This is a genomic window from Pseudomonas putida S13.1.2 (assembly GCF_000498395.2).
In the GTDB taxonomy this organism is placed as follows: Bacteria; Pseudomonadota; Gammaproteobacteria; order Pseudomonadales; family Pseudomonadaceae; genus Aquipseudomonas; species Aquipseudomonas putida_Q.
The window spans coordinates 6,020,493-6,042,451 of record NZ_CP010979.1 but is presented as its reverse complement, the minus strand read 5'-3'; the positions used below and the strand labels follow the sequence as shown (position 1 = coordinate 6,042,451).

At 64.0% G+C, this 21,959-nt stretch carries 20 protein-coding genes; 12 read left to right on the top strand and 8 right to left on the bottom strand.

Annotated features, from left to right (window positions below; translation table 11 throughout):
- The first annotated feature begins 2 nt into the window (after positions 1-2).
- The 8 genes from N805_RS26705 (at position 3) to N805_RS26670 (ending at position 9,086) form a co-directional block, all read left to right on the top strand.
- Positions 3-1,442 carry an alginate O-acetyltransferase gene (locus N805_RS26705; protein ID WP_019470595.1) on the top strand — a complete coding sequence of 480 codons (1,440 nt, stop codon included), beginning with the start codon at positions 3-5 and terminating at the stop codon, positions 1,440-1,442.
- An 8-nt stretch (positions 1,443-1,450) separates the two neighbouring features.
- Positions 1,451-2,554, top strand: coding sequence for a mannuronate-specific alginate lyase (locus N805_RS26700; RefSeq protein WP_019470594.1), 1,104 nt, complete (start codon positions 1,451-1,453; stop codon positions 2,552-2,554).
- A gap of 181 nt (positions 2,555-2,735) precedes the next feature.
- Positions 2,736-4,193, top strand: coding sequence for an MBOAT family O-acyltransferase (locus N805_RS26695; protein ID WP_019470593.1), 1,458 nt, complete (start codon positions 2,736-2,738; stop codon positions 4,191-4,193).
- Between the two features lie 10 nt (positions 4,194-4,203).
- Entirely contained in the window at positions 4,204-5,361 is a 1,158-nt protein-coding gene (locus tag N805_RS26690) for an alginate O-acetyltransferase (RefSeq protein ID WP_019470592.1), read from the top strand.
- A 20-nt stretch (positions 5,362-5,381) separates the two neighbouring features.
- The gene (locus N805_RS26685; RefSeq protein WP_016489019.1) at positions 5,382-6,029 is read left to right on the top strand and encodes an alginate O-acetyltransferase AlgF; all 648 of its coding nucleotides are present in this window, start codon (positions 5,382-5,384) and stop codon (positions 6,027-6,029) included.
- 33 nt (positions 6,030-6,062) lie between these two features.
- Positions 6,063-7,517 (top strand): mannose-1-phosphate guanylyltransferase/mannose-6-phosphate isomerase, encoded by a 1,455-nt coding sequence (locus N805_RS26680; RefSeq protein WP_026034365.1) that lies wholly within the window; start codon positions 6,063-6,065, stop codon positions 7,515-7,517.
- Between the two features lie 142 nt (positions 7,518-7,659).
- On the top strand, positions 7,660-8,124 hold the full coding sequence (locus N805_RS26675) for a hypothetical protein (RefSeq protein ID WP_019470590.1): 465 nt from the start codon (positions 7,660-7,662) through the stop codon (positions 8,122-8,124).
- A 149-nt stretch (positions 8,125-8,273) separates the two neighbouring features.
- A complete protein-coding gene (locus tag N805_RS26670) occupies positions 8,274-9,086 on the top strand; it encodes an SDR family oxidoreductase (protein WP_019470589.1) in 813 nt (270 codons plus the stop codon).
- A 130-nt stretch (positions 9,087-9,216) separates the two neighbouring features.
- Here N805_RS26670 and N805_RS26665 read toward each other — a convergent pair whose 3' ends face one another.
- From N805_RS26665 to N805_RS26650, 4 genes are all read right to left on the bottom strand, one after another.
- Complete coding sequence (locus tag N805_RS26665; protein WP_019473272.1) at positions 9,217-10,668, bottom strand: efflux transporter outer membrane subunit; 1,452 nt, start codon at positions 10,666-10,668, stop codon at positions 9,217-9,219.
- Positions 10,665-11,726, bottom strand: coding sequence for an HlyD family secretion protein (locus N805_RS26660; protein ID WP_019473273.1), 1,062 nt, complete (start codon positions 11,724-11,726; stop codon positions 10,665-10,667). The genes N805_RS26665 and N805_RS26660 overlap by 4 nt, the downstream gene beginning before the upstream one ends.
- Before the next feature lie 28 nt (positions 11,727-11,754).
- The gene (locus N805_RS26655) at positions 11,755-13,296 is read right to left on the bottom strand and encodes an MFS transporter (RefSeq protein ID WP_019473274.1); all 1,542 of its coding nucleotides are present in this window, start codon (positions 13,294-13,296) and stop codon (positions 11,755-11,757) included.
- 116 nt (positions 13,297-13,412) lie between these two features.
- Positions 13,413-14,318 (bottom strand): LysR family transcriptional regulator, encoded by a 906-nt coding sequence (locus tag N805_RS26650; RefSeq protein ID WP_016497993.1) that lies wholly within the window; start codon positions 14,316-14,318, stop codon positions 13,413-13,415.
- A gap of 270 nt (positions 14,319-14,588) precedes the next feature.
- Here N805_RS26650 and N805_RS26645 point away from each other — a divergent pair, with 270 nt between their 5' ends.
- From N805_RS26645 to N805_RS26635, 3 genes are all read left to right on the top strand, one after another.
- Positions 14,589-15,035 (top strand): universal stress protein, encoded by a 447-nt coding sequence (locus N805_RS26645; protein ID WP_019473275.1) that lies wholly within the window; start codon positions 14,589-14,591, stop codon positions 15,033-15,035.
- A 92-nt stretch (positions 15,036-15,127) separates the two neighbouring features.
- Positions 15,128-15,454 (top strand): type II toxin-antitoxin system PrlF family antitoxin, encoded by a 327-nt coding sequence (locus tag N805_RS26640; RefSeq protein ID WP_014859917.1) that lies wholly within the window; start codon positions 15,128-15,130, stop codon positions 15,452-15,454.
- Positions 15,451-15,918, top strand: coding sequence for a type II toxin-antitoxin system YhaV family toxin (locus N805_RS26635; RefSeq protein ID WP_019473276.1), 468 nt, complete (start codon positions 15,451-15,453; stop codon positions 15,916-15,918). The genes N805_RS26640 and N805_RS26635 overlap by 4 nt, the downstream gene beginning before the upstream one ends.
- 72 nt (positions 15,919-15,990) lie before the next feature.
- On the opposite strand, the gene N805_RS26630 is transcribed toward N805_RS26635, so the two are convergent.
- Genes N805_RS26630 through N805_RS26615 form a run of 4 tightly spaced genes read right to left on the bottom strand, consistent with a single transcriptional unit; the run spans position 15,991 to position 20,755 of the window.
- Entirely contained in the window at positions 15,991-16,851 is an 861-nt protein-coding gene (locus N805_RS26630) for an HlyD family secretion protein (RefSeq protein ID WP_019473277.1), read from the bottom strand.
- 10 nt (positions 16,852-16,861) lie between these two features.
- Positions 16,862-17,062, bottom strand: a complete 201-nt coding sequence (locus tag N805_RS26625; protein WP_009685040.1) for a DUF1656 domain-containing protein — start codon at positions 17,060-17,062, stop codon at positions 16,862-16,864.
- Positions 17,052-19,229, bottom strand: a complete 2,178-nt coding sequence (locus tag N805_RS26620) for an FUSC family protein (RefSeq protein ID WP_019473278.1) — start codon at positions 19,227-19,229, stop codon at positions 17,052-17,054. The genes N805_RS26625 and N805_RS26620 overlap by 11 nt, the downstream gene beginning before the upstream one ends.
- The gene (locus N805_RS26615) at positions 19,226-20,755 is read right to left on the bottom strand and encodes an efflux transporter outer membrane subunit (protein ID WP_019473279.1); all 1,530 of its coding nucleotides are present in this window, start codon (positions 20,753-20,755) and stop codon (positions 19,226-19,228) included. The genes N805_RS26620 and N805_RS26615 overlap by 4 nt, the downstream gene beginning before the upstream one ends.
- Before the next feature lie 192 nt (positions 20,756-20,947).
- On the opposite strand from N805_RS26615, the gene N805_RS26610 reads away from it, so the two are divergent.
- Entirely contained in the window at positions 20,948-21,895 is a 948-nt protein-coding gene (locus N805_RS26610) for a LysR family transcriptional regulator (protein ID WP_019473280.1), read from the top strand.
- Positions 21,896-21,959: the final 64 nt, after the last annotated feature.

Sequence of the window (21,959 nt, the reverse complement as noted above, 5' to 3'; positions counted from 1 at the left end):
CCATGACCCCACACCTGATGAAACTGCTGGGCCTGTCCGCCGCCCTTCTGGCGATCAGCCAAGGCGTGCGCGCCGACGAAGTGAAGGCCCCCACCTTCAGCGCCGAACCTTGCTGCCAGCTGTGCCCCGAAGCGCACGACGCCAGCCGCTACACCACTCGCTACCAGCAGAACTTCACCACGCTGGTGCAGGCCAAGGGCGACTGGCTGTTCCGTACCCGCGAAGACCTGCGCACCGAGTTCAACACCACCCCCGCGGGCTACAAGCGCCTGCAGCAAGTGCACGACGCGTTCAAGAAGCGCGGCGTGGAGCTGGTGGTGGTGTACCAGCCGACCCGTGGCCTGGTGAACCGCAACATGCTCAACCCGGCCGAGAAAGCCGCCTTCGACTACCAGAAGGCCCTGGGCAACTACCAGGCCATGCTCAAGCGCTTCGCCAGCATGGGCTACAACGTGCCCGACCTGTCGCCGCTGACCAACGAGCAACTGGCCGCCGCCGACCAGGGCAAGGACTTCTACTTCCGTGGCGACCAGCACTGGACGCCGTATGGCGCCGAGCGCGCAGCAAAGATCGTGGCCGACACCGTGCACAAGATGCCGGCCTTCGAAGGCATCCCGCGCAAGGAATTCGAGACGAAGAAGTCCGGGCGCATGGGCAAGACCGGCACCCTGCACAACGTTGCCGGCCAACTGTGCGGCACCAGCTACGCCGTGCAGTACATGGACCAGTTCGCCACCGAACCGAAAGGCTCGAGCGGCGGCGATGACCTGTTCGGTGACGGCGGCAATGCGCAGATCACCCTGGTCGGCACCAGCCACAGTGGCAAGAACTACAACTTCTCGGGCTTCCTCGAGCAATACATCGGCGCCGACGTGCTCAACGTCGCCTTCCCTGGCGGTGGCCTGGAAGGCTCGATGATCCAGTACCTGGGCAGCGAGGAATTCCAGAAGAACCCGCCGAAGATCCTGGTGTGGGAATTCTCCCCGCTGTACCGCCTGGACCAGGAAACCATCTGGCGGCAAATCCTTGGCCTGCTCGATGACGGCTGCGACGACCGCCCGGCCCTGATGAGCGCCAGCACCACCCTCAAGCCCGGCAAGAACGAGCTGATGGTCAACGGCAAGGGCGGCGTGATCAAAGACCTGATCAACCGCAACCTGCAGATGGACGTCAAGTTCGAAGACCCGTCGGTGAAGGTGCTGCAGGCCACGCTCTGGTACCTCAACGGCCGCCACGAGGACATCAAGCTGGAAAAACCGGAAACCTCCGACACTGATGGCCGCTTTGTCTTCCAGATGCGCGAAGACGAGGACTGGGCCAGCCAGAGCCTGCTGGCGTTCGAGGTACAGGGGCCGGAAAGCGGCACCCAGAAGGTCGAGGCCAAGCTCTGCAAACGCAACAACTTCGCCGTGCCTGCGCAGACCGCGCAGGCCGGCCAGTGAGGCGACCCATGACCATGTTCAAGCGAATCTCAAGCCCCGCCCTGCTCGCCTTGGCCCTGTTTGGCGGTGCCGCGCACGCCGCGCTGGTACCACCCCAGGGTTACTACGAGGGGATCGAAAAACTCAAGACCAGCGATGGCAACTTCCGCTGTGAAGCAGCGCCCAAGCCCTACACCGGTGCGCTGCAGTTTCGCAGCAAGTACGAAGGGTCGGACAAGGCACGGGCGACGCTCAACGCGGCCTCGGAAAAGGCCTTTCGCAAGTCGACCGAAGACATCACCACCCTTGAGAAAGGCGTGAGCAAGATGGTTGGCCAGTACATGCGCGACGGCCGCCCGGCGCAGCTGGACTGCACCCTGGCGTGGCTGGGCACCTGGGCGCGCGCCGATGCGTTGCTGTCCACCGACTACAACCACACCGGCAAGTCGATGCGCAAATGGGCGCTGGGCAGCATGAGCGGTTCTTGGCTGCGCCTGAAGTTTTCCAACTCGCAGCCGCTGGCCGCGCACCGCGCCGAGGCCGAGCTGATCGAAAAATGGTTCGCCCGCCTGGCCGAGCAGACCGTGCGCGACTGGAGCGACCTGCCGCTGGAGAAGATCAACAACCACAGCTACTGGGCGGCCTGGTCGGTCATGGCAACCGCCGTGGCCACCGACCGTCGCGACCTGTTCGACTGGGCCGTGAAGGAATACAAGGTGGGCGCCAACCAGATCGATGACCAGGGCTTCCTGCCCAACGAAATCAAGCGCAAGCAGCGTGCGCTGGCCTACCACAACTACGCCCTGCCGCCGCTGGCGATGATTGCCAGCTTCGCCCAGGCCAACAACGTCGACCTGCGCAGCGAGAACAACTTTGCCCTGCAGCGCCTCGGCGAAGGTGTACTGGCCGGTGCACGCGACCCCAGCCACTTCAAGGCGCGCGCGGGTGAGAAACAGGACATGACCGACCTCAAGGTCGACGGCAAGTACGCCTGGCTCGAGCCCTGGTGTGCGCTTTATCACTGTGTCGGCGACACGCTTGACCGCAAGCAGCACATGCAGCCGTTCAACAGCTTCCGGCTGGGGGGCGATGTGACCCGGGTCTACGACCCGAGTGCAGAACGTAAAAAGTAACACCATCCCTGTAGGAGCGGGTTTACCCGCGAAAGGGCCAGGCCTGCCATCTGCGGTGCCCTGTGCCGGCCTCTTCGCGGGTGAACCCGCTCCTACAGGGGACTAGGTATCTCCCACCATTTCGTGGGGGGTTTGGGGGGCGCTTTGCCCTGGATGCTGTGAACAAATTAGGAGAACCGGGATGGTCTTCTCGTCCAACGTGTTCCTGTTCCTGTTCTTGCCGATCTTCCTCGGCCTGTACTACTTGAGCGGGCAACGCTATCGCAACCTGCTGCTGCTGGTCGCCAGCTACATCTTCTATGCCTGGTGGCGGGTGGACTTCCTGGCCCTGTTTGCCGGGGTCACCCTGTGGAACTACTGGATAGGCCTCAAAGTGGGTGCCGCCGGCGTACGTACCAAACCGGCCCAGCGCTGGCTGCTGCTCGGCGTGGGCGTCGACCTGGCCATTCTCGGCTACTTCAAGTACGCCAACTTTGGCGTCGACAGCCTGAACGCGATCATGACCTCGTTCGGCCTGGAGCCGTTCATCCTCACCCACGTGCTGCTGCCGATCGGTATCTCGTTCTATATCTTCGAGTCGATCAGCTACATCATCGACGTGTACCGCGGCGACACCCCGGCTACCCGCAACCTGATCGACTTCGCAGCATTCGTGGCGATCTTCCCGCACCTGATCGCCGGCCCCGTGTTGCGCTTCAAGGACCTGGTCGACCAGTTCAACAACCGCACCCACACCCTGGACAAGTTCTCCGAAGGCTGCACCCGCTTCATGCAGGGCTTCATCAAGAAAGTGTTCATCGCCGATACCCTGGCCGTGGTCGCCGACCACTGCTTCGCCCTGCAAAACCCGACCACCGGTGATGCCTGGCTAGGGGCGCTGGCCTACACCGCGCAGCTGTACTTCGACTTCAGCGGCTACAGCGACATGGCCATCGGCCTGGGCCTGATGATGGGCTTCCGCTTCATGGAGAACTTCAAGCAGCCGTATATCAGCCAGTCGATCACCGAGTTCTGGCGGCGCTGGCACATCAGCCTGTCGACCTGGCTGCGCGACTACCTGTACATCACCTTGGGCGGTAACCGCAAAGGCACCTTCAACACCTACCGCAACCTGTTCCTGACCATGCTGCTGGGCGGCCTGTGGCACGGCGCAAACTTCACCTACATCATCTGGGGCGCCTGGCACGGCATGTGGCTGGCCATCGAGCGTGCGCTGGGCCTCGACACCAACCCGCAGCGCTTCAACCCGGTCAAATGGGCCTTCACCTTCCTGCTGGTGGTGGTTGGCTGGGTGATCTTCCGCGCCGAGAACCTGCATGTGGCCGGCCGCATGTACGGCGCCATGTTCAGCTTTGGCGACTGGCAGCTGTCGGAACTCAACAGCGCCCAGCTTACCGGCCTGCAAGTGGCCACCCTGATCGTCGCCTACCTCTCCCTGGCGTTCTTCGGCCTGCGTGATTTCTACCGCAATGCCAAGCCAACGCCCCAGGCCACCCCGGTGCAGGTCAACAACGACGGTTCGATTGGCCTGGACTGGACCCGGGTGATGACCCGCGCCCTGGTGCTGCTGCTGTTCGTGGCCTCGATCCTCAAGCTTTCGGCGCAGAGCTACTCGCCGTTCCTGTACTTCCAGTTCTGAGGCCGATGACATGAACCGTACATTACGCATCACTTACTCCCTGTCGTTCCTCGGCTTGCTGGTGGGCATGGGCGTGTGGTCCACCGGTGGCCTGCAAAGCTTTCAGCGCACCGAGCAGATGACCCTGCTCAACGGCAAGCTGGCCAAGGCCGCCGAGACCCACTACGACGCCGAATTCCCGATCAAGCGCCTGGGCACCAACCTTTGGGCGGCCATGGACTTCAAGTTGTTCAACGAGGGCCGCCCCGGTGTGGTGCTGGGCCGCGACCAATGGCTGTTCAGCGACGAAGAGTTCAAGCCCACGGCTGGCGCCGAACAACTGATGCAGGAAAACCTGGCACTGATTCGTGGCGTGCGCGACACCTTGCAGCAGCACGGTAGCCAGCTGGTGCTGGCGATCATCCCGGCCAAGGCGCGCCTCTATTCGGAATACCTGGGCAAGGAGCAGCCGGCCAGCCTGCACGATGACCTGTACAACCAGTTCCATGCCCAAGTGCGCCAGGCCAACGTGTTCGCCCCGGACCTGCAAGCGGCCATGGAACAAGCCAAGGCGCGTGGCCAGGTATTCCTGCGCACCGACACCCACTGGACACCGATGGGCGCCGAAGTCGCCGCCCAGGCCCTGGCCGAGGCGGTAAGCCGGCAGAACCTGCTCAACGGTGACCCGCAATCCTTCGTCACCGAAGCCGGCAGCACCGCGCCCTACAAAGGCGACCTGACCAACTTCCTGCCACTGGACCCGCTGTTCAGCAACCTGCTGCCGCCCCCGGACAACCTGCAACAACGCAGTACCCGACCGGCGCAAGCCGAGGGTGAAGGCGACGATGCACTGTTCGCCAACAACGAGATCCCGGTCGCACTGGTGGGCACCAGCTACAGCGCCAACCCGCACTGGAACTTCCTTGGCGCGCTGCAGCAGGCCCTGCGCAGCGACGTCGCCAACTACGCCGAAGACGGCCACGGCCCATTGCTGCCGATGCTCAAGTACCTGCAAAGCGATGCCTTCAAGAACGCCGCACCGCAAGTGGTGGTGTGGGAATTCCCCGAACGTTATCTGCCCATGAAAAACGACCTCAGCAGCTTCGATCCGCAGTGGATCGCCCAGCTGAAAAACGCCCGTAAATCCGAAGAAAACCTGGCCTTGTCGTCCACCCGGACGAACCACTGAACGATAGAGAGGAAATGCACATGACTACCAAGACTTCCATTGCCAAAGCCCTCACCCTCGCGGCCGGCCTTTCCCTTGCTTCGATGCAGGCCTTCGCCGGTGCCGACGCCGCCCTGTACGGCCCTAGCGCACCGAAAGGCTCGACCTTCGTGCGCCTGTACAACGCAGCCAGCGCACCGGCTGCCGCGTCGGTCGGCAACACCCAGATCAAGCAGGTTGGCGCCCAGGCCAGCAGCGACTTCAGCTTCCTGCCAGGCGGTGACTACACCGCCCAGGTCGGCGGCAAGAGCGTGCCGGTGAAGCTGGCCTCGGACAAGTACTACACCCTGGTCAACAGCGGCACCGGCAACCCGCAGCTGATCGAAGAACCACCGTTCAAGAACAAGCAGAAAGCCCTGGTGCGCGTGCAGAACCTGAGCGACCAGCAGCTGACCCTGAAAACCGCCGACGGCAAGACCGAAGTGGTCAAGCCGGTGGCCGCCAACGGCCGTGGCGAACGCGAAATCAACCCGGTCAAGGTCAACCTGGCGCTGTACCAAGGTGACAAGAAAGTGGGCGACGTGAAACCCGTCGCCCTGGAGCGCGGCGAAGCCGCCGTGCTGTACGTAACCGGTTCCGGCAACGCCTTGTCGCCGGTGTGGGTAACTCGCCCCGTGGCTAGCAACTGATCCCCTGCCTTTAACGACTATTGGAGAAACATGATGATCCCGGTAATTCTTTCTGGTGGTAGCGGTTCGCGTCTGTGGCCTCTGTCGCGCAAGCAGTTCCCCAAGCAGTTCCTGGCCCTGACCGGCGAACACACCCTGTTCCAGCAAACCATCGAGCGCCTGGCGTTCGAAGGCATGGACACACCGATCGTGGTTTGCAACAAGGACCACAAGTTCATCGTCCAGGAACAGCTGGCTGCGCTGAAGCTGGAAACCCAAGGCATCCTGATGGAGCCGTTCGGCCGTAACACCGCGCCGGCCGTGGCCATGGCCGCCATGAAACTGATCAACGAAGGCCGCGACGAGCTGATGCTGGTGCTGCCCGCCGACCACGTGATCGACGACCAGAAGGCCCTGCAGCGCGCCCTGGCCCTGGCCACCATCGCCGCCGAGCGTGGCGAAATGGTGCTGTTCGGCGTGCCGGCGACCAAGCCGGAAACCGGCTACGGCTACATCCGCTCCAGCCAGGACGCCCTGCTGCCCGAGGGCGTGGCACGCGTGGCGCAGTTTGTTGAAAAACCCGATGAGAAGCGCGCCGCCGAATTCGTCCAGGCCGGTGGCTACTTCTGGAACAGCGGCATGTTCCTGTTCCGCGCCAGCCGCTTCCTCGAAGAGCTGAAAAAGCACGACGGCGATATCTACGACACCTGCGTGCTGGCCCTGGAGCGCAGCGAGGAAGAGGGCGATGTGCTGAGCATCGATGAAGCCACCTTCGCCTGCTGCCCGGACAACTCCATCGATTACGCGGTGATGGAAAAGACCCAGCGCGCCTGCGTGGTGCCGATGTCAGCCGGCTGGAGCGATGTGGGCTGCTGGTCGTCGCTGTGGGATGTGCACGAGAAGGACGACAACGGCAACGTCACCAAGGGCGACGTGGTGGTGCAGGACAGCCGCAACTGCATGATCCACGGCAATGGCAAGCTGGTGTCGGTGATCGGCCTTGAAAACATCGTAGTGGTCGAGACCAAGGACGCCATGATGATTGCCCACAAGGACAAGGTCCAGGGCGTCAAGCAGATGGTCAAGACCCTCGACGAGCAGGGCCGTTCTGAAACCCAGAACCACCTGGAAGTGTATCGCCCGTGGGGCTCGTACGACTCGGTGGACATGGGCGGCCGCTTTCAGGTCAAGCACATCACCGTCAAGCCGGGTGCCAGCCTGTCGCTGCAGATGCACCACCACCGCGCTGAACACTGGATCGTGGTGTCCGGCACTGCCGAGGTCACCTGTGACGAGAACGTGTTCCTGCTGACCGAGAACCAGTCGACCTACATCCCGATCGCTTCGGTGCACCGCCTGCGCAACCCGGGCAAGATCCCGCTGGAGATCATCGAAGTGCAGTCCGGCAGCTACCTGGGCGAGGATGACATCGAGCGCTTCGAAGATGTGTACGGGCGCACCTCCACGCCGGTCGAGCGTGGGGTATCGGTCAAGACCATCGCGCAATAAGTGAACCTTGGGGCCGCTTTGCGGCCCTTTCGCGGGACAAGCCCGCTCCCACAAGGGCTGGGAGCGGGCTTCGCGCTTTTGAGCCCTCCCCCATTTCAGGCTACGATGGTCAGACCCCGCGCATTCAAGGTCTGCAAGCCCCATGATCATCGGCGCCTTCCTCATCCTTACCTGGCTGGTACTGCTGTTGCGCTACCCGGCCAAGGCCCTGCCGATCTCCTTGGCCGCCGCATGTGGCCTGGGCCTTGTAGCCCTGTTCGTCGCCTGGCAAGACAACCGCGAAACCTCGCAACTGGCCCGCCTGGACCTGCGCCTTGCCTATGCCCCCGAACAATGCCCGCCCGACCGTGCGTTGCAGGTACACATGAAAAACGGCAACAAGGCCCCGCTGACCGAACTGCGCTGGCGGGTGGCGGCGTATGCGCCGGGTGACACTGTGAATTTGGCCGAAAGCACCTACAACGCCCCGCGCTACCGGGGGCCGGGTGACTTGCAGCCGGGAGCCGAATGGAAGGATTGCCTGCCGTTGCCACCGCTGCGGTCCGGGTACCGGCCGCAGACCCTGGAATTTCGTGCCGAGCACCTGCAAGGTACATTTGCCAATTGATGTTTTGCCTTTACCGGCCTCTTCGCGGGCATGCCCGCTCCCACAGGTACGCCACAGCATTCGATAGCTGTGCAGAATCTCTGGGAGCGGGTTCACCCGCGAAGAGGCCGGCACAGGAAAACCAATCTTCCTCACAACAGGCCCCAACCATGCCCACCGTCCTGATCACCGGTTGTTCCAGCGGCATCGGCCGCGCACTCGCCGACGCCTTTCGCGATGCCGGCCACCACGTCTGGGCCACTGCTCGCAAGGCAGAGGATGTTGAAGTGCTGAACGCCGCCGGCTACACCGCCCGGCAACTGGATGTGAACGACAGCGAGGCCCTCGCCCGCCTGGCCGAAGAACTCGAAACCCTGGATATCCTGATCAACAACGCCGGCTACGGCGCCATGGGGCCGTTGCTGGACGGTGGTGTGGATGCCCTGCGCCAGCAGTTCGAAACCAACGTGTTCGCCGTGGTCGGCGTGACCCGCGCGCTGTTCCCGCTGCTGCGCCGCTCACGGGGAACAGTGGTGAACATCGGCAGCGTCTCCGGCGTGCTGGTCACGCCATTCGCCGGCGCCTACTGCGCCTCGAAAGCGGCCGTGCATGCGCTGAGCGATGCCTTGCGTCTGGAACTGGCGCCGTTCGGTGTGCGGGTGATGGAAGTGCAGCCGGGGGCGATTGACACGCAGTTCGCCAATAATGCCCAGCGCCAGGCCGAGCAGGTACTGGCGGCGGACTCGCCATGGTGGCCGTTGCGTGAGCATGTCCAGGCGCGGGCGCGGGCTTCGCAGGACAGGCCGACTTCGGCGGCGGTGTTTGCCCAGGGTGTGTTGGCGGCAGTCGGCAAGTCGCCGGTACCGGGGGTGGTGCGGTTGGGGAATGGCAGTACGGCGTTGCCGCTGATGGCGCGGCTACTGCCTCGGCGGTTGCTGGATTGGGCACTGCGCAAGCGCTTTGGCCTGCTGCGCCCGCTCTGAGATCTCGGCAACCTGTACCGGCCCTATCGCCGGCAAGCCAGCTCCCACAGGTATAGCGCTGTGCCTGAGGTCTGCACTGCACCTGTGGGAGCTGGCTTGCCGGCGATGGGCCGCAAAGCGGCCCCTGCCTTTAGGCGTTCTTCGCAGGCTGCTCATCAAACGCCTGCCAGCCGCCCCCCAAGGCTTTGTACAGCCCCACCAACGCCTGCGACACCGCCGCCGAGCTGTCGATCCACTGCTCCTCGCTGGCCAGCAATGCACCCTGCACCGTCAGCACATTGAGAAAGTCCACCGCCCCTTCCACATACTGGCGCTGGGCAGTTTCCAGGGCGATGCGGTTCTGTCGCACCGCTTCGGCCAGGTGGTCACGGCGCAATTGGCTGGCGTTGTACAGGCGCAGCACATCGTCAATCTCATGCCAGGCCCCCAGCACCACCTTGCGGTAGTTCAGCGCCGCTTCCTGCTGCTGCGCCTCGCGCAACTCCAGGGTGCCCTTGAGCCGGCCGCCCTCGAAAATCGGCAACGACAACTGCGGCCCGAAGGCAAAACGGCGCGAATCCCAGCCACCGAAATCAGACAGCTGCATGGCCTGGAAGCCGACGCTGCCCGACAGCCGGATGCTGGGGTAGAAATCCGCCTTGGCCACGCCAATGCTGGCGGTGGCGGCATGCAGGCGGGCTTCGGCCTGGCGGATGTCAGGGCGGCGCTCGGCCAGCTCGGACGGCAAGCCGATGGCAAACTGCTGCTGCGGCGCAGGCAGCTCGCCGCCCTGCAGCAATTGGGCCTGCAGGCTGCGCGGCGGCTCGGCGGCGAGTAAGCTGAGGGCGTTGATCAGGTCGTCGCGCCGGGCTTCCAGGCTTGGCAAGCGGGCCTCGATCGACGCGACCTGGGCGCTGGCCTGGGCCACGTCCAGGCGTGTGGCGACGCCTTCGGCCTGGCGATTTTCAGACAGCTTCAGGCTGTGCCGGGCGACCTTCAGGTTGTCCTGCGTCACATCAATCGTGTGCTGCACCGCGCGCAGCTGGATGTAATTGCCGGCGGTTTCCGAGAGCAAGGCCAGCAGCACCCCGCGGCGGTCGTTCTCCGCCACTTCGACGGTGGCATCGGCAGCCTCGACCTGGCGCCGCACGCGGCCCCACAAGTCCAGTTCCCAACCGGCCACCAGGTCGCCTTGCCAAAGGTTGTACGCCTCTTTGCCCGCCTTGCCAGACGGATCGCTCAGGCCTTCGGCGCTGTTGCGGGCACGGCTGTAGCCGGCGTTTGCATCCACCGACGGCACTTCATCGGCGGCCACGGTGCTGCGCAGGGCGCGGCTTTGCAGCAAGCGGGCGCTGGCCATCTGCAGGTCGAGGTTGCGCTCGGCAACGCGCTGGATCAAGGCACTGAGCTGTGCGTCATGGAAGGTTTCCCACCAGCGCAGTTCCAGCGGTTCGGCCTGCGGCTGGCTGGCCGCCGCCTCGCCTTGCAGCGGCGCCCACTGCTGCGGTGCCTGGCTGTCGGGGCGCAAGAAGTCCGGGCCCATGGTGCAGCCGGCCAGCAACGCGGCCAGCAGCAACGGGCTCAAGCGTAATGCCGGTTTCATCGTGCGCTTACCTCTTTGCCGTCCAGCTTGTCGCCACGGGTATCGATGGTCGCTTCTACCGACATGCCCACACGCAGGCGGGTGAGCAGCGGCTGGCCGTCATCGAAGACAATCTTCACCGGAATGCGCTGCACCACCTTGGTGAAGTTGCCAGTGGCGTTGTCCGGTTTGACGGCGGCGAAGGTGACGCCGGTGGCCGGGGCGATGCTTTCCACATGGCCTTGCAGCTTCTCGCCGGAGAAGGTGTCGACGCTGATACTGACGGGCTGGCCAGGCTGCACGTGGGTCAGCTGGGTTTCCTGGAAGTTGCCGACCACATAGGCCTGTTGCAACGGCACCACCGACAGCAGGCGGGCACCCGGGTTGACGTAGGCACCTATGCGCAGTGCGCGCTCGCCGACCATGCCGTCCACCGGCGCAGTAATGCGTGTGTAGGACAGGTCGAGCTGGGCCTTTTCCACGCCCGCTTCGGCCCGTTTCAGCTGGCCATCGGCACTGGCCACCTGGGCGGTCAGAATATCCACCTGCTTGCGCGTGGCCACTAACGCCGCCTGAGCATTGGCCAGGCGTGCGCGTGCCTGGTCTACACCACTGCGCGCCTGCTGGGCGTTCTGCACGGTACCGGCGCCCTGCTCGGCCAGGCGGCTGTAGCGGTTGACCTCGTGGTCGGCGAACGCCGCTTCGGCCTGGGCGGCTTTGACAGCAGCCTCGGCCTGGGCAATCAACGATGCCTGGCGCTCAAGGGTGGCGCGGGCATCGGCGCTTTGCGCCTGAGCCACCAGCAACTGCGCCTGTGCGGCGTCCAGGGCGGCCTGGTAATCGCGGGGGTCGATGGTCGCCAGCAACTGGCCGGCCGTAACCTGCTGGTTGTCCTCCACCAGCACTTCCTTGATAAAGCCAGCCACCTTGGGCGCGACCACGGTGTAGTCGGCGATCACATAGGCGTCGTTGGTGCTCTGGCGATGGTCGCTGCCAAACATCCAGGGGCCGACGATGCCAGCCAGCACGGCCACGGCCAGCACCGAGCCAATGAACAGGGTTTTGCGGTTGTTGGTCATTTCAGGTGTTCTCGAATTCATCCAGGGTTCAGGCCACCGCACGCGGCGGATAGACCCGGGTAGGCACGAAAGGAATCAGGCAGATCAGGGCCACGGCGATGCAGGCCATGACCAGGTAGAGGTCGGCCGAGGTCAGTACCAGCGCCTGGTCGTGGATGCGCTTGGCCAGGCCCGCAGCGCTGTCGTCGACCAGCGGGGCGTTGCCCAGGCTGTCCACCAGGTGGTTGGAATGGAAGTGCCGGCGCAGGGTGCCAAGGGCGTCCAGCAGGCCACCGGCGATCACTGCAGCCAGGCCTTTCACGGTGTTGAACCAGCTGGAGGCGAACGGGCCTTCCTGCGGGGTCATGCCGTTGGTGGACAGCATCAGCAACGGCAGCACCGCCATCGGCTGGCCGAACACCTGCAGCAGGTAGAACGGGTAGAAGTCGCCACGGATCCACTCGCTGGTCAGCAGGCTGCTGCCGACACAGGACACCGCCAGCATCGCCAGGCCAATGCCCAGCACCCAGCGACAGTCCACCGCGCGGATGTTGCACAGCGCCGCGGTCAGCGGCAGGGCGATCAACTGCGGCATGGCCACCAGCATCATCAGCGGGCTGGTCTGCGCCGGGCGGTAACCCTGGATCTGTGCCAGGTAGGCCGAGGGGATGCTGCCCACACCCGACAGCACGATCAGCACACCGGCCAGGGTCACCAAGGCAAAACTCAGGTTGCGCCGCTGCAGCATGCGCAACTGGAAGAACGGCAACGGCTCGGACCACTCGTTGTACATGAACAGCGCCAGCAACAGCAGGCCACCACCCAGCAGCCAGCAGATCAGCGGCGAGTCGAACCAGCCCCAGCGGTCGCCCAGCGACAGGCCCAGCACAATGCAGCTGATGGCCGGCAGGCCGAGCAGCACGCCACGCCAGTCGAACTGTTTGAAGCGCTCCAGGCGCAGCGGGTCCTGGGGCAGGCCCCAACCGACGCAGAGCATGGCCAGCGCCGAAGGCAGGACGATCTGCCAGAACGCCCATTGCCAGCCGACGTATTCGGTCCACAGCCCCGCCAGTGGCGTGCCGAGGTTGGGGCCGAAAGTGGCAGTCAGGGCGTAGCAGGCCAGACCATAGACCTTGATACCGGGCGGCAAAAAGCGCAGGGCCACGCTCATCAGCATCGGCGGCAGGGCACCCGAGGCAAAGCCTTGCAGCACACGCAGCAACATCAGGCTGTGCAGGTTGGGGGCGAACGGTTGCAACAGGCCGAGCACGGCGAACAGGGCGATGGCGCTCATGGTGAAGCGCCGCAGCGAGAAGGTGGTGGCCAGCCACGGCGCAAAGGCCATGGCCGAGACCGACGCGGCGCTGTACACGGCCAGCAGCCAGGCACCCTCGTCGGCACCGATGCCCATGGCACCGCGGATATCGGCAAGGGAAATCTTGGTGACCGACTCGTTGAGGCCTGCACACAGCACGGCCAGCAACACACCGAACAGCCCGACCACCACCTGCAGGCCAAACGCGGTCTGCGCAGGTGCGGCCGGCGCGGGGGCGGCGGCCAGCGCCGCGGAGGGCGCGGTCAGGGAACTCATGGGAATACATCTCCAGCAACAATTTCAGGGCTGGGGCAAGTTTAAGAAGGTCGAATGCTGACGAAAACTGACTTGTCGGTAGTTTTATATTGCGTCAGACGCAATCCATGCCTGAATCACGGATCTATGCGGCCACACGCTTTCAACGTCTGGCGCAACCAACGGTGCGCGGGGTCGTTGTCGAAGCGCGGGTGCCACGCCTGCATCACATTGACCTTCTCCAACGGCACCGGGATCTCGAACGAGCGCAATGGCAACTTCAACCGCTGCACACTGTTGAGGATATTGGCGGGTATCGGCAGGATCAGGTCCGAATCCGGCAGCGAGAACATCGCCGAGTGGAAGCTGGTGGTGATCAAGGCCACACGCCGCTCCACCTTGTGGTTGGCCAACGCCACATCGATCGGCCCGTTGGCACGGCCGCGCCGCGATACACTGATCTGCGGGTAGGCGGCAAAACGCTCAGGGGTGATCGGGGCGTCGAAGATCGGGTGCCCAACACGCGCCAGGCCCACGAAGTAGGTGTTGAACAGGCTCTGCACCTTGATTTCCGGGCCCAGCTCAATGGCCGAGCTGATGATCAGGTCGATATGCCCGTTGCGCAGCACTGCATCATCGTCACCACTGCCCTCCGGCACAAACCGCAACACCGTACGCGGCGCCTGGGCCAGCATCATGCGCAACAGCTGGGCGCCGTAGAGGGCAATGAACAAATCATTGGTGCGGATGTTGAAGGCACGGTCCAGGTTGACCAGGTCGACATCGTCACGGCTGCGAAACACCTGCCCGGCCTGCTCTACCAGGCCATGCACCTGCTCGCGCAGGGCCAACGCGCGCGGCGTCGGCACCAGGCCACGGCCGGCGCGCACCAGGATCGGGTCGCCCAAGGCATCGCGGATACGCCCCAAGGTCCGGCTCATGGCCGCCGGGCTCAGGTTCATGCGCTGCGCAGCGCCCACCACGCTGCCCTCGTCGAGCAGGGCATCGAGGGCGACGAGCAGGTTCATGTCCGGGAGTTGCATGGCCGTTTTCCGTTACAGCTGTGGGAAACGCGATGGTAGCAGGTTGGTGGATTGCATCAGACGCAATGCGCTCTTGCGTGGTGGGGCATTTATTCACTGAGTGGACTGAGCCAAGAATGTGGCATGGCAGGTTCGCCCTCTTGGCGGGTAAACCCGCTCCCACATGGACTGCGCAGGTTTGAAATACTGTGGAGTACCTGTGGGAGCGGGTTTACCCGCGAAGAGGCTAGAACAGGCACCCATTCAGCCAGCCTTGTACAAGGATCTCCAATGCCCAGCCCCATCCTGATCGCCATCGACGCCTCCCCCGCTTCCAGCACCCTGCTCACCCTCGCCCGCCGCTACTGCCGCCCCGGCGAACACGAACTGCACGTGCTGCTGGCCATCGACTCCACCTTCGCCGTGCATGAGCAACCTGCGCCCTACACCGCCGAGGAACTGGAAGAATACCCCGCCGCGTGCGAGGAACAGCAGCATGCCGACCACGCCGTAGCCGAGGCCGTGCGCGAGCTGCAGCAAGCCGGCTTCACCAGCCAGGGCTGCATGGTGGCCGGCCAGCCGGTTGAAGCGATTGTGGCCAAAGCGCAGGCATTGAACTGCGAACTGATCGTCATGGGCCACCGCCACCTGTCGCGGTTGGGGCGGTTGCTGGACCCGTCAATCAGCGCGAAGGTAATTGACCGGGTAGACATGCCAGTGTTGGTGGGCTCTGCCTGACCGCTCATCACCCTGGTAATGCACCTGCATTGACGAGGCAATGCAATCGCATTACCTTGCGCTGTATCGCTGTCACCCACAGGACATTACCCATGGCTGCCACCTTCGACGTCGAGTCCACGCTGACCGATCGCTATCAAACCACTGTTCCCGAAACGGTGCGGCGCGCCTTGGGCTTGAAAAAACGTGACAAGATCCATTACTCGATTCGCCCCGACGGCGGGGTGATACTCACCCGCGCAGAGGCAACCGAGGACGATCCGGTACTGGGCAAATTTCTGGATTTCCTGGCACACGATATCGCTACCAACCCTCAACGGCTGCAGGTTGTCGATGCTGGCCTCATCGCGCGCCTCGACAAGCTTGTCGGCGACGCGGAGGTCGACCTGGATCAACCTCTGTCGGCGGACGATGAATGAGTGATACGAGCAGGAAGCCTCTGGTTATTCATGGATGGACTGTAATTGCCCACCCGCTGTTCCTGGCCAAACTGGACGCGCTAAGCGCTCAAGTCGAGGCTCAACGGCACAAAGACCCAACGGGTTATACGAAAAGAAATGCCTTTAAAAGGCTGGCCGCCATCCGGCGGTTGGCGTTCGATGTAATCCCTCAAGACCCGACCAAACCCGAATACCGGCAAGGGGCAACACTTGGCGGTGACCACAAGCACTGGTTCAGAGCAAAGTTCTTCCAGCAGTACCGGTTATTCTTCCGCTACCACACCCCCAGCAGGATCATCGTGCTGGCCTGGGTCAATGACGAGTCGAGCAAGCGGGCCTACGAAAGTAGCGACGATGCTTACAAGGTCTTTCAAAAGATGTTGCATAGCGGCCACCCACCGGACGATTGGGACCAGTTGCTGCAAGAGGCTGCCGCAGATTGAGCCGACTGGCTAATACGCATGCCTCTGCAGGGCTCCCACAGATGATGCGGGAGGCCGGGATGGTTGCGAAGGTCAACCTTCGCCAGGCTTGACTACCACCGTACACGTCGTCCCCGCCGCCAACAAAAACCCTTCCGGCACTTCATCGATGTGAATCCGCACCGGCACCCGCTGCGCCAACCGCACCCAGTTGAACGTCGGGTTCACATCGGCAATCAGCTCGCGGCTTTGTGGGTTGTCGCGGTCGTAGATGCCGCGGGCGATGCTCTCCACATGCCCTTTGATGCGCTCGCCGCTCATCATCTGCAACTCAGCCTGGTCACCCACCTTCACGTGGGGCAGCTTGGTTTCCTCGAAGAACCCGTAGACCCAGAACGAATTTTCGTCGACCACCGCCATCACCGCCTCACCCGTACGCGCGTAGTCGCCCTTGTGGATATTCAGGTTGGTCACGTAGCCATCCACCGTGGCGACGATATGCGTGCGCTTGAGGTTCAGCTCGGCTGCCGCCAGTTCAGCAAGGGCTTGCTGGTAATCGGCCTGGGCGGAGTTGGCGATGTTGCTGGCGTCGTCGCGGTTTTCCTTGGAGATCACCAGGTTGTCCATGTCGGCACGGCGCTTGGCGTTGACCTTGCGCATTTCCCAGGTGGCCTTGCGCGAGGCCACCATGGCCTTGGCCTGGTCGACCGCCAACTGGTAGTGCTCAGGGTCGATCTGGATCAGCAGGTCACCCTTCTTCACCCGCTGGTTGTCCTTGACCGGTACGTCCACCACGTAGCCGGGCACGTCGGCGGCGACGTTGATGATGTCGGCGCGCACGCGGCCGTCGCGGGTCCATGGCGTGGTCATGTAGTGCAGCCACAGCTGGCGACCGATGGCCACGGCAGCGACCAGCACCAGCAGGGTGGCGATCAGGCTGAAGAACTTTTTCATCGAAGGATTCTCACCAGTAGACAGTCAGCGCCATGGCGCCGAACAGGCAGACGAACAGGCTCAGGCGCAACAGCGCCGGGTGCCAGAAGAAGCGGTAGCCATCATGGCTGGCAATGAACCGGTCCAGGCCCCAGGCCAGGCCCAGGGCGAACAGGAACATCAAGGTCATGGTGGGCATGTACACGCCATGGAAGGCGATCTCACGGGGCATGGTGCAATCCTTTCGCCGGTGCCAACGGCGACTGTGGGTCGAGCAAGGAGGAACGGATGAAGTGCAGGTAGCTTTGCGCGCGGCGCAGTACCGAGGTGTCGAAGTGCCGGGCGAACGGCTCGTCGGTGGCCTGCACGCGGGCAATGGCATGGTCCACGGCGACCAGGGCGCGTTCGTGGTTGCTGGCACTGGGCTGCAAGAACAACCGCGTCAGGGCACGGCCCATGACGCGGATGGCCTGGCGCCACGGCTGCGACTCGGCGTAGGCCGGGTGCACCGGTGCGCGGGCTTGTTCCTTGCGCAGCTCGATCACGGCGTGGCCGATTTCCAGCACGGTGAACATCCAGCCCATCAGCTGGCTCTGCACCTGCGGCTTGCCGGCCGCCAGGCCATAGGCCTGGTGCAACAGGTCGCGGGTGCGGCTTTCGAACGCCGTGCCGATGCCCCGCAGGCGCCCGCTGATGGCAAACAGCACCTGCTCGCGCAGCTCTTGCTCCAGGCGGCTCCACAACCAGCGGCTGTTGGGCGGCAGGATGATCGCCCCGGCGGCGGCGCAGACAAACATGCCGATGACCATGCCGATGTAGTCATTGATGAAGGTGTACGGGTCATACACGGTGAGGTTGTTCGGCACCGAGCCAATCGCGAAGAACACCAGCAGGCCGATGCCGTAGCCGGCGTAGGCCGGGCGTGACGAGAGAAACGCACCCAGCACGAACACCGGCGCCAGCACCATGCACAGCAGCGGGAAGCCGTCGATCCAGGGGAACACGAAGAAGGTTTCGAAAAAGCCGATAAAAGCGCCGATGGCGGTGCCGCAGGCCATCTGGAACGACATGCGCTTGGGGTTCGGCGAGGCCGCCGAGAGGCCCACGGTGACGGTGGCGATCAGGGTCATCATGGCGCCACTGGGCCAGTCACTGAGCAGCCAGTAGCTGCCCAGCAGCAACAGCACCGCCGAGGCGCGGATACCCGCAGCCAGCGACACCAGCCAGCTGGTCTGCGCCACGTAGGGCTCGTCCCACTGCTCGCGCTCGTGCTTGTGCGCAGCCAGCGAGGCGTGGGTTTCGGCGTAGCTGTACATCTCGTCGACGAAGCGGTACAGCAGCTCGAACGCGGTGTGGAAGTCGAGCAGGTCGGATTCGCTGGGGTCGGTTGCCAGGTACTCGGCGCGCAGGCCGCGCACCTGGGCTTGCAGGCCTTCCTTGTAGGCCGCCAGCTCCAGGGTCAGGCGCAGTGCATCGGCGTCGGTCAACGCCCGGCCCACGTAAGGCTGCAGCAGCTCCACCAGGGTGTTCAGGCCCGGTTCGATGGCACTGACGATCTGCAGCGGGCCGCGGGCGCGCAGGCGTTCGAGCAGGCGATGCAGGGCATTGAAGCGTGTGGTGATGGCCATGAACTCGCTGTTCATCCGTACCAGCCGGCCACTGCGACGGCGCATGTGCGGGTCTTCGAAGGCCGTGACGTTGCGCAGGCTTTCAAGGCCCACGGCCTCGGCAACGAAGCGCACGTTGCTGCTCTCGAACCGGTCCTTCTGGCTATCGCCACGCAGCGCCTCCACCACCACCCCGGCAAACACGCCAAAGCGCTGGTACAGCGCGTTGCGCATGGCGGCACTGGCCGACTGCGGCAGGATTGCGGCACTGACGAAGGTCGACACCAGAATCCCCAGGGCAATCTCCAGCACCCGCCATACCGCCGCCATGAATGCCTGGTCGGGGTGCTGCAGCACCGGCAGGCCGATCATCGCAGCGGTATAACCGGCCAGCACGAAGCCATAGGCGCGGAAGGTGCGGTAGCGCATGGCGCCGGCCGAGCACAGGCCCACCCACAGGGCCAGGCTGGGCAGGAACAGTTCGGTGTTCTGCGGGAAGATGGCGATCAGCGCCACCATCATCGCCGAACCGGCCAGGGTGCCGAGCACCCGGTAGAAGCTCTTGGCGAACACATGCCCGCTTTGCGGCTGCATGACGATGAACACGGTGATCATCGCCGTGCGCGGTTGCGGCAGCTCCAGGCGCATGGCCAGCCACAGGGTGATGAACGCGGCGGCCAGCACCTTGAAGATGTACACCCAGGTCACGCCGTCGGTGCGCGCCCAGGCAAAGAAGCCCCGGCGCCATTCCAGGCTTTGCAGCCAGCGCACGGGCAGACTGGAATGGCTCATTCGGCGTTATCCGGCTTCTTGTCGAAAATGGCCAGGGTGGCCGGGGTTTTTGGTGCTGCCTGGCGTTCCTCTTTCGGCGCATCCTGGCCGGCCTGCAGGCCACCACCCAGGGCGGTGACCAGCTCGGCGTGGGCAGTCAGCCGGGCGGCCTGCACCTGTTGCTGCACCTGCTGCTGGCGGAACAGCAAGGTCTGCGCGTTGAGCACGTTCAGGTAATCGGTAAGGCCGCGCTGAAAGGCAACCATGGCGATGTCATAGGTTTTCTGCGCGGCAGCAACCGACTCGGCAGCGAAGTGCGACTGCTCTTTCATCGACTCGCGGCGTATCAACTGGTCGGAGATGTTCTTCAGTGCCCCCACCACGGTCTGGTTGTAACGGGCCACAGCCACGTCATACCCCGCCGCGGCCACGCCCAGTTCTGAGCGCAGGCGACCACCGTCAAAGATCGGCAAGCTGATGGCCGGGCCGACGTTGTAGTTGAATTTGCGCCCGGTCAGGAATTCCAGCGGGCCACCGCCGGTGGCCATGAAGCCCAGGCTGCCGACCAGGTCGACGTTGGGGAAGAAGCCGGCGTGGGCGACGTCGATGCCACGCGCCTGGGCAGCCACCTGCCAGCGGCTGGCGACCACATCGGGGCGCTGGCCAACCAGCTCGGCAGGCAGGTTCGATGGCAGCTTCAGCGGCGCGGCCAAGGCCAGGGCCGGGCGCTGCAACTGCGCACCTTCCCCCGGGCCCTTGCCGGCCAGTGCGGCCAGCTGGTTGCGGGTCAGGGCAATTTCTTCGTTCAAGCTGTCGAGCTGGCGGTGGGTTTCCGGCAGCGGCGCTTCGGCCTGGCTGACTTCGAAATGAGTGCCGATGCCGGCATCCAGGCGGCGCTTGGCCAGGACCAGGATCTGTTCCTGCTGTTGCAGTTCGGCCTCGACGATATCGCGCTGGGCAAAATGCAGGCTCAGCTGGATATAGGCGCGCACCACGTTGTTCTGCAGCTCCAGCTGCGCCTGGCGGGCTTCGGCCACGCTCATGTGCGCCTGGTCCACAGCCTGCTCGCTGGCATTGCGCTCGCGCCCCCACAGGTCGAGGGCGTAGCTGAAGCCGATGGCGGCGTTGTTGTCCCAGGTGTTGGCGCCCGACAGCGCGCCCGGGCCGTAGAACTGGTCTTCAGGCCAGTTGTGGCGTTTGAGCGTGACCTGGCCGTTGCCCTGGAGCTTTTCCGCCGACTCGACCACGCCAGCCATGGCCTTGGCCTCACGTACCCGCGCTGCGGCCATGGCCAGGCTCGGGCTGCCGGCCACGGCCAGGGTAATCCAGCGATCCAGCTGCGGGTCGCCATAGGCGTGCCACCACTGCTGGTCGGGCCAATGGGCGTCAGTCGCGGCTTCGCGTATGGCCGCGTCGGTGGTCAGGGTATTGGCTTGCAGCGTCTTGCTTTGCGGGGCGATGCCCCAGGTTCCGATACAGCCACTCAAGGTGAGGGCAAGGGCACAGGCACTGAACGCATTGAGCGTTCTGATGATGCGACGCGGCACAGCTGCGATTTCCCGAGGAAGAGGTGAAGGGGGCTGGGCAATTCTAGGGGGCGGCAGCACTGGCGATAAGCGCAGATTCCTGCGAATCTTTGTTACCAAAACAGCGATAATCCGCCTTTGGTCGAAGGCAACTTTTCAGCTTTTCTGCGTTACTTCGTGACACAATTTTGTCCTCTACATCGAGAGTGACCCATGGACACCCTGCAAAACATGCGTGCTTTCAGTTGCGTAGCCCAGCTTGGCAGCTTTACCGCTGCTGCCGCGCAACTGGATACGACCACCGCGAACGTGTCGCGGGCGGTCTCCAACCTGGAAGCCCATCTGCAAACAAGGCTGCTCAACCGTACCACCCGCCGCATTGCGCTGACCGAGGCCGGCAAGCGCTACCTGATGCGCTGCGAGCAGATTCTTACCTATGTGGAAGAAGCGGAAGCCGAAGCCAGCGATGCCCATGCCCGCCCCGCCGGGCAGTTGAAGGTGCACTCGATGACCGGGGTCGGCCAGCATTTCGTGGTCGATGCAATCGCCCGCTACCGTGAATCGCACCCGGACGTGACCTTCGACCTGACCATGGCCAACCGCGTGCCTGACCTGCTCGACGAGGGCTATGACGTGTCCATCGTGCTGGCCACCGAACTGCCCGACTCGGGGTTCGTGTCCCAGCGCCTGGGCATCACCTACAGCATCGTCTGCGCCTCGCCCGACTACATCGCCCGCCACGGGGTGGCGCACAAGCCCGTCGACCTGCTCAAGCACGCCTGCCTGCGCATGGTCAGCCCAGTGATACCGCTGGAAAAATGGCTGTTCGACGGGCCGGAAGGCCAGGAGATGGTCAACATCACCAGCTCGCCGTTCATGGTCAATACCGCCGATGCCATGAAGACTGCAATCCGCAGCGGCATGGGCGTAGGTGTGCTGCCGATCTATTCGGCCATCGATGGCCTGCGTGATGGCAGCCTGGTGCGGGTACTGCCCGAATACCGCCTGCAAGAGCTGAACCTGTACGCCATCTACCCGTCCCGGCAGTACCTGGATGCCAAGATCAAGACCTGGGTCGAGTACCTGCGCAACTCGCTGCCGGAGATTCTCGCGGCCCATGAGGCGGACCTGAAAACCCATCAGGTGCTGATCGCCAACTAAAAAGCTGCTGCATTGCGGGGGTGGACAATGGTAGGTTGCTAACCATTATCCACCACCGCCTTGC